10 protein-coding genes are annotated in these 6,978 nt (G+C 72.8%); 6 read left to right on the top strand and 4 right to left on the bottom strand.

All coding sequences use genetic code 11. The features are described from left to right. The 3 genes from FNH08_RS40455 to rpmG form a co-directional block, all read right to left on the bottom strand. Window positions 1-659 (bottom strand): GTP-binding protein (locus tag FNH08_RS40455; protein WP_322726257.1); only part of this gene is annotated, 659 nt, incomplete at its 3' end. Window positions 660-661: 2 nt separating this feature from the next. Continuing rightward, complete coding sequence (locus tag FNH08_RS40450; RefSeq protein WP_152776508.1) at window positions 662-910, bottom strand: type B 50S ribosomal protein L31; 249 nt, start codon at window positions 908-910, stop codon at window positions 662-664. Between the two features lie 8 nt (window positions 911-918). After that, window positions 919-1,083 carry a 50S ribosomal protein L33 gene (gene rpmG, locus FNH08_RS40445; protein WP_152776507.1) on the bottom strand — a complete coding sequence of 55 codons (165 nt, stop codon included), beginning with the start codon at window positions 1,081-1,083 and terminating at the stop codon, window positions 919-921. 61 nt (window positions 1,084-1,144) lie between these two features. Between rpmG and rpmB the strand changes: the two genes are divergently transcribed. The 4 genes from rpmB (at window position 1,145) to FNH08_RS40425 (ending at window position 3,009) form a co-directional block, all read left to right on the top strand. After that, complete coding sequence (rpmB, locus tag FNH08_RS40440) at window positions 1,145-1,381, top strand: 50S ribosomal protein L28 (RefSeq protein WP_152776506.1); 237 nt, start codon at window positions 1,145-1,147, stop codon at window positions 1,379-1,381. Then, window positions 1,381-1,686 carry a 30S ribosomal protein S14 gene (gene rpsN / locus FNH08_RS40435; RefSeq protein ID WP_152776505.1) on the top strand — a complete coding sequence of 102 codons (306 nt, stop codon included), beginning with the start codon at window positions 1,381-1,383 and terminating at the stop codon, window positions 1,684-1,686. Before rpmB ends, rpsN begins: the two co-directional genes overlap by 1 nt. A 186-nt stretch (window positions 1,687-1,872) precedes the next feature. Beyond that, window positions 1,873-2,400, top strand: coding sequence for a hypothetical protein (locus FNH08_RS40430; RefSeq protein ID WP_322726256.1), 528 nt, complete (start codon window positions 1,873-1,875; stop codon window positions 2,398-2,400). A gap of 60 nt (window positions 2,401-2,460) precedes the next feature. Next, complete coding sequence (locus FNH08_RS40425; protein ID WP_152776504.1) at window positions 2,461-3,009, top strand: DUF4232 domain-containing protein; 549 nt, start codon at window positions 2,461-2,463, stop codon at window positions 3,007-3,009. 49 nt (window positions 3,010-3,058) lie between these two features. Here the strand turns inward: FNH08_RS40425 and FNH08_RS40420 are convergent, their stop codons facing one another. After that, the gene (locus FNH08_RS40420) at window positions 3,059-4,237 is read right to left on the bottom strand and encodes a DUF2786 domain-containing protein (protein WP_322726255.1); all 1,179 of its coding nucleotides are present in this window, start codon (window positions 4,235-4,237) and stop codon (window positions 3,059-3,061) included. Between the two features lie 113 nt (window positions 4,238-4,350). Between FNH08_RS40420 and FNH08_RS40415 the strand changes: the two genes are divergently transcribed. Both FNH08_RS40415 and FNH08_RS40410 read left to right on the top strand, forming a co-directional pair. Further along, complete coding sequence (locus FNH08_RS40415; RefSeq protein ID WP_152776503.1) at window positions 4,351-5,247, top strand: ABC transporter ATP-binding protein; 897 nt, start codon at window positions 4,351-4,353, stop codon at window positions 5,245-5,247. Further along, a partial coding sequence (locus tag FNH08_RS40410; protein ID WP_322726254.1) for an ABC transporter permease occupies window positions 5,241-6,978 on the top strand: 1,738 nt, incomplete at its 3' end. The genes FNH08_RS40415 and FNH08_RS40410, both read left to right, overlap by 7 nt.

Here is a 6,978-nt window from a genome sequence, read left to right as displayed (position 1 = left end):
GGTGCGGGTTTGGTGTGGCTGGTCGCGCAGTTCCCCGCGCCCCTTTCGGGGGCGCGGCCCGGCTCATTTCTGATGGGTACCTGGCGGGCCGTTGGGTGCAGCTGGGTGAGGAGGGCGTGGTCCTCCTCGTCGGCCTCCGGGGAGTCGGCTACGGCGAGGACCGGGGCGTACTCCAGTTGGCGGGCGAAGGTGTCGGCGACGGTGCGCTGGTCGGTCGAGGCGGCGGCGAGGCCGCACTCGGAGAGGTCGTCGCCGTTGGCGAGGCAGGGCAGGACCAGGGCCGGGTCGATCGCGGTGATCACCGAGGTGACGGTCAGCCCGCCCGCAGCCACCACCTCCGCCATCGCCTTGGGCTCGACCGAGTCCCACAGTTCGACGACCGCGAGCCGGGTGGACCCCTCGTCCGCCAGCCGCTTCAGCTCGGGGACCAGGTCCTCGCGCAGCGCACAGCACGCACAGTCGTTGACCAGCGGTGTCCGGCCCCGGTCCAGGACGCCGGTACGGTCGCGGACCGTCCGCAGGACCGTGCCGTCGGCCGCCGTCGACAGGTCGTGGTGCAGCGCCACGCTGCCCGGCACCTCGGCCAGCAGGTGCGCCACGGCGGCCTTGCGGGCGTCGGCGTGCAGCCCGCCCACGATCGCGACAGAGAGCTCGCCCACGCTCAGCTCCGCTTCCCGTACCGCTGCTCGAACCGCTCCACGCGCCCCGCCGTGTCCAGCACGCGCGCGGTGCCGGTGTAGAAGGGGTGGCTGACGTTCGAGATCTCGACGTCGACCACGGGGTACGTGTGGCCGTCCTCCCACACGATCGTCTTCTCAGTGGTGATCGTCGAACGGGTCAGGAACGCGTGGTCCGCGGCGCGGTCGCGGAAGACGACCGGGCCGTACGACGGGTGGATTCCCTTGCGCATGGCGGTTCTCAGCGCTCCTCTCGGAAGTCGACGTGCCGACCGGCGACCGGGTCGTACTTGCGTAGCGTCATACGGTCCGGGTCGCTTCGGCGGTTCTTGCGGGTGACGTACGTGTAGCCGGTGCCGGCCGTGGACCGGAGCTTGATGACCGGGCGGAGTTCGTTGCGTGCCATGCTGATACCTTACTGAAAATGAATTCCATTTGCATGGCTTGATCGAGAGAGGTGCGTCACCTTGCCCGCCCACTGCATGCTGACCGGCGCCCGGCCCGGCTTCGGCAACCGCGTCTCCCACTCCCACCGGCGTACGTCCCGCCGTTTCGACCCGAACATCCAGTCCAAGCGCTACTGGCTGCCCAGCGAGGGCCGCCACGTCCGCCTCCGGCTGAGCACGAAGGGGATCAGGACGGTCGACGCGATCGGCGTGGAGGCGGCCGTGGCCCGTATCCGCGCGAGGGGGGTGCGCGTCTGATGGCGAAGAAGAGCAAGATCGCGAAGAACGAGAAGCGGCAGGAGACCGTCGCGCGGTACGCGGCCCGCCGTGCCGAGCTGAAGGAGATCATCCGCCGCCCGTCCTCGACGGCGACCGAACGGCTGGCGGCCCAGCGCGAGCTGCGCCGTCAACCTCGCGACGCCAGTGCCACCCGGGTCCGCAACCGCGACCAGGTGGACGGCCGGCCGCGCGGGTACCTCAGGACCTTCGGGCTCTCCCGGGTGAACCTGCGGGAACAGGCGCACGCGGGGTTCCTGCCGGGGGTGCGCAAGGCGTCGTGGTGAGTCTGCCGGGGACTGTGTCCTGATGGTGTTCTCCCTGTGAGGGCCGTGAGGGCCGGGGAGATGCCCGGGAGGGCTCCGAGGGACGCCTGGTAGCTTGCGGCTGTCGTTGCGGCGGTCGTTCGCGACGACACCACAGGCCACATCCGGGCGGGACCGACCACAGGCCACATCCGTTGGGAGACTCCAGTGACTACGGCGACTTCGGCGACCACGGCGGCCGTTCAGCGACGGCGGGTGCGTATCGCGGCCGCGGCGGCCGGGCTGGCGGCCGCGCTCGCGCTGACCGCGTGCAGCGGCGACGGCGGCGACTCCGCGGACAAGGAGTCGCCGTCGGCGTCCGGCGCCACCGGGTCGGCGGACACGGGAGGCGGCTCCGGGTCCTCCGGTGCGCAGGGCAAGGAGCTGGCGGGCAGCTGGCTGGCCACGACGAAGGGCAAGGCCGTCGCACTGGTCGTGACGGGCGAACAGGCCGCGGTCTTCGAGACCGGCGGGTCCGTCTGCAGTGGCTCCGCCAAGGAGGAGTCCGGCATGCAGATGCTCCACCTCAAGTGCACGGACGGCAGCAACGGCCGTACCGAGGGCATGGTCGACTCCGTGAGCGCCACGTCCGCCACGATCACGTGGGAGGGTGGCGTCGGCAAGGAGACGTTCCAGAAGGCCGAGGGCGGACAGCTGCCGTCGGGGCTGCCGACGAACGGGCTGGGTTCCTCCTGAGTTCCTCCTGAGTTCCGCGAAGCACCGCCGCACCACCTCACGATCCCCCGGGGGAATCCCATGCGCACCACGCCCGTAGCTCTCACCGCCGTCCTCGTCGCGGCCCTCACGCTGACCGCGTGCGGCAGCGACAACGACAGCGGCAATGACAGCGACGACACCACGAAGAGCTCCACGAGCGACAAGTCCACCGCGTGCAAGGCCGACCAGTTCGGCATCGAGTTCGGGCCCAGCAACGCCGCTCCGGCCGCCGGTGACACGGGCACCGTCCCGGTCACCCTGACCAACCGCGATGCCACCTGCACCCTGAAGGGCATCCCCGGCACCGACGCGTACGCCGGTGGCACGTCCTGGGCCATCAGCCCGGACAAGTCCGCGCCGGCACCGACGACGACCCTGGCCAAGGACGCGTCGGCGACCTTCACGATCACGTACGTGCGCGGGGTCGCGGGCGACGCGAAGAAGGCCGCCGACGTCGACACGGTGAAGTTCACGCTGCCCGGCGACAAGGCCGTGCAGAGTTACAAGTGGCCCGACGCGGAGGTGGCCGTGAAGTCCGCGAACGAGCTGGACATGACGGTGGGGCCGCTCGTGCAGGCGGGTGACTGAGGCACCGGTCCTTTCGTCCACGCGTACTTTCGTTCACGAATCCTTTCGTTCACGAGTTCAGTGGGGGCCGCGCCCTGACCTGCGCGCGGTCCGCCGCCGCGGCCCCTTCCCGCCACCCCGCCGCATCGCTCACCCCGCGCACGCGGGTGGTGACCGTTTCCGGGAACAGACGGGTCACCTGCTCGGACACGGCCACGTCACGGGCGGCGAGGACGGGCAGCAGGTCCGGCTCATCTCTCTGGTCCCTCTGGTCCCTTTGCTCCTCGGCGGCCGCCTGTTCCCGGGCGACCGCCGCCAGCCGGTCGCCCGTGCGGTGCGCGTACGCGGCGAGGAACGACTGCCGGAACGTCTTCGTACGCTTGCGTCCGCCCGCCCGCTGGGCCGCCTCCGCCTTCGTCATCGCGGTCGTGGCCTGTACGAGGAGTGAGGTGTAGAGCAGCTCGACCGCTTCCAGGTCGGGCTCGAAGCCGACGACCGTGGAGAAGCCCAGGGACTCGTTCCACACGGCCTGGCAGCGGTTCGCGCCGGCGACCGCGTCGAGGAGCACCGCCTTGGCCGTCTCGTACGGCGAGTCGACGCCGATCCGGCATGCGCCGGGGGTGTTGGGATCGCCGGTTCGGGCCGCGAGCAGTGCCTCGTCGATGCTGTGCCGCGCCATCAGCTCCTGCGCCTTCGCGCTGAGCGCCTCCGCCTCCTCCGGGAACCCGGTGGCCTCGGCCTTGGCCAGGAGGCCGCGGATGCGGGTGAGCATGCGGGACTCCTGGCGCGGTGCGCCGCCGCCCGGCCGGTGGACATCGGCACGGTCGCCGTCGGGCCGGTCGAGGGGCTCGATGGCGGGGAGACGGAGGAGCAGCCGGTACAGCTCCAGTACGGCGGTCGCGTACGAGAAGCGGTCGGTGCGCGGGAGTCCGTCATCCGCTGTTCTCAGTTCGTCGAGCTGCGCCGCCCAGCGCGGGGTCGGGGGCTGTCGGTTCTCGTCGAGGATCAGGCGCGAGACGAGTGGTACGTGCGGGTCGTCCAGCTCGCGCCGCACGATCCGTACGACGTCGGCGGGCTGCCAGCCGCGCCGCCAGGCCGTGGCGACGAACTCCCGGCCACGGCGGGCGAGTTCGGTGTCGGCCGAGGGGTCGGCGGCGAGCAAGGAGGCGCCCGTGTCGAGGGCCGCGTCGCTCTCGGCGTACAGGGCGGCCTCGAAGGCGCGGTCCACCGTGCTGCTGGTCGTACTCACCCGTCGATCGTGTCATGAGGGTGGTGCGACCCGGTCGGGGTAGGGCTGGCCCTACCTTCGGGACGCCCTTCAGTGGTCGTGTGCGCGGGGCGCGGGGACGGTTCGCTGGGGGCATGACCACGACAGACGAATCAGCGGCGGCGTCGGCGGGTGTGCCGGTAGCCGCGTCGGCGGGTGTGCCGGTAGCCGCGTCGGCGGGTGTGCCGGTAGCCGCGTCGGCAGGTGTGCCGGCGGCCGTCCGTATCCGGGCCCTTCGCCGTTCGTACGGCGACGTCACCGCGCTCGACGGCGTCGACCTCGACTTCGCCGCCGGGACCTTCACGGCGGTGATGGGGCCGTCGGGATCGGGGAAGTCGACGCTGCTCCAGTGCGCGGCCGGGCTGGACCGGCCGACCTCCGGCACGGTGACCGTCGACGGGACCGACCTGGGCGGGCTGAGCGAGCGGCGGCTGACGTTGCTGCGGCGGGAGCGGATCGGGTTCGTCTTCCAGGCCTTCAACCTCCTGCCCTCCCTGACCGCCGCCCAGAACGTGGCCCTGCCCATGCGCCTGGCCGGACGGCGCCCCTCGCGCGCGGCGGTGCGCCAGGCGCTGGCCCGGGTCGGGCTGGCCGAGCGGGCCGGGCACCGGCCGGCGCAGCTGTCCGGCGGGCAGCAGCAACGGGTGGCCCTGGCGCGGGCGTTGATCACCCGCCCCGCGGTGCTGTTCGGGGACGAGCCGACGGGAGCGCTGGACACGACGACGAGCCGTGACGTGCTGGCGCTGCTGCGGGAGTTGGTGGACCGGGAGGGCCAGACGACGGTCATGGTGACCCATGACCCGGTGGCGGCCGCGTACGCGGACCGGGTGGTGTTCCTGGTCGACGGGCGCCTGCACGGGGAGTTGGCCGGGGCTTCGGCGGAGGGGGTGGCCTCGTACATGGCGGGGTTGGAGCGGGGTGCTTCAGGCGGTGCTTCAGTAGGCGTGAAAGCGGCGGGCTCCGTGGTTGATGGGGAGCGTGCGGCGTGCTGACCGTGGTGTTCTCGTCCCTGCGGACGCGGTGGGCCTCGCTGCTCGGTTCGTTCGTCGCCGTGGCGCTCGGAGTCGGGGTGATGGCGGCGATGGGCCTCGGCCTCGCCGAGACGTTCGACGCGCCCGAGCGGGAGCCGCAGCGCTTCGCGTCCTCGCCGGTCGTCGTGATGGGCCGGGACACGCTGACGGTGGAGGTGCGGCGGGGGCCGGGCACGGCGCACGTGACGAAGAAGCTGGCGCATCCACACCCTGTGGACGAACACCTGCTCGCCGAACTGCGGGAGTTGGGGAGGGTCCGGCTGGATGCGGTGGCCCGGGACGCGGTGAGCGTGGACGCGGTGGGCGTGGACGCGGTGGGCGTGGACGCGGTGGGCGTGGACGCGGTGGGCGTGGACGCTCCCGCCGCGGCCGTCCGCGAGGTCGTCGGGGACCGTGCCCTCGTCCTCACGGGCGGCGACCGCCGACGGGCCGACCCGTCGTTCGAGCGGGACTTGGAGGCGCTCGTGGCGGTCAACTCGCTGCTCGGCACGGCGGGCGGGGTCACGGCCTTCGTCTCCGTCTTCGTGACGGCGTCCACCTTCGCCTTCGTGGTGGCGCTGCGGAGACGGGAGTTCGGGCTGCTGCGGATGGCGGGCGCGACGCCGGGGCAGGTGCGGAGGGTTCTGCTCGGCGAGGCGCTGGCGGTCGGGGTCGTGGCGTCGGCGGTGGGCTGCGCGCTGGGGGCGTGGGGAGCGCCGCTGCTGGTGCGGGAGTTGGTGGACGGCGGGGTGGCGCCGTCGTGGTTCGCGCTGCGGGGCGAGGTGGCCTGGCCGTATCACGTCGCCTTCTGGACGGGTGTGTCGGTGGCGCTCTCCGGCGCCTGGGTGGCGGCGCGGCGCGCCGGGCGGACCGGTCCGGTCGAGGCGCTGCGCGAGGCGTCCGTGGACGTGGGGGCGCTGCCGTGGTTCCGGCGGGCTGTCGGGCTCGTGCTGCTGGGCGGCGGGCTCGGTCTGCTGGCCTGGAAGGCGGGGGCGGAACCGGCCGAACTGCTGAAGCGCAAGACGTACACGACCCAGCCGATGCTCCTGGTCACGGCGGTGGCGGCGCTCGCTCCCCTGCTCGTCCGTCCGGCCGTACGCCTGCTCGCCCTGCTTCTCCGTCCGGTTCTCCGTCCGGTGCGGTGGTCCGGCGCACTGGGGCTGCTGGTTCGCGAGAACGCGTCCGCGTCGGTACGGCGTACGGCGGCTGTGGCCGCACCGGTGCTGGTGACGGTCGCGCTGGCCGGGGCGCTGCTGGGGTCGGCGCAGACAGTGGCGGCGGCGAAGGGCGCGGAGGCGCGGGAGCGGACGCGGGCGGATGTCGTCGTCACGGGTGAGGGCCTGGGGGCCTTGCATGTGGGGGAACGGCTCGTGGGTGCGACCGTCTCTCCGTCGGCCTCGACGGCCGTGTACTTACGGGAGGAGGGCGCCGCGCTCGTCCGGTCCGACGCTCGGGCCGTGTACGACGTGGGGGCGTTCACGGCGGTGTCGCGGCTGCCGGTGGTCGCCGGGGACGTACGCGACCTCGACGACCGCTCGATCGTCGTGAACGAGGAGTGGGAACGGCACGAGGTGGGGGCGTGGGTACCGGTGTGGCTGGGCGACGGGCGGCCGACGCGGTTGCGGATCGTCGCCGTCCTCGCGCGCGGTACCGGGGACAACGGGGCGTACGTGACGGCGGCGAACGCGCCCGGGGCTCGGGTGGACCGGGTGG

It is taken from the genome of Streptomyces spongiae, assembly GCF_009377185.1.
Classification (GTDB): Bacteria; Actinomycetota; Actinomycetes; order Streptomycetales; family Streptomycetaceae; genus Streptomyces; species Streptomyces spongiae.
This window is presented reverse-complemented; position numbering and strand designations above follow the sequence as displayed.

Bases quoted from the DNA above. Each gene is read 5' to 3' on its own strand.
- rpmG (WP_152776507.1), bottom strand. From the start codon at position 1,083: ATGGCACGCAACGAACTCCGCCCGGTCATCAAGCTCCGGTCCACGGCC.
- FNH08_RS40415 (WP_152776503.1), top strand. From the start codon at position 4,351: ATGACCACGACAGACGAATCAGCGGCGGCGTCGGCGGGTGTGCCGGTA.
- FNH08_RS40425 (WP_152776504.1), top strand. From the start codon at position 2,461: ATGCGCACCACGCCCGTAGCTCTCACCGCCGTCCTCGTCGCGGCCCTC.
- rpsN (WP_152776505.1), top strand. From the start codon at position 1,381: ATGGCGAAGAAGAGCAAGATCGCGAAGAACGAGAAGCGGCAGGAGACC.
- FNH08_RS40450 (WP_152776508.1), bottom strand. From the start codon at position 910: ATGCGCAAGGGAATCCACCCGTCGTACGGCCCGGTCGTCTTCCGCGAC.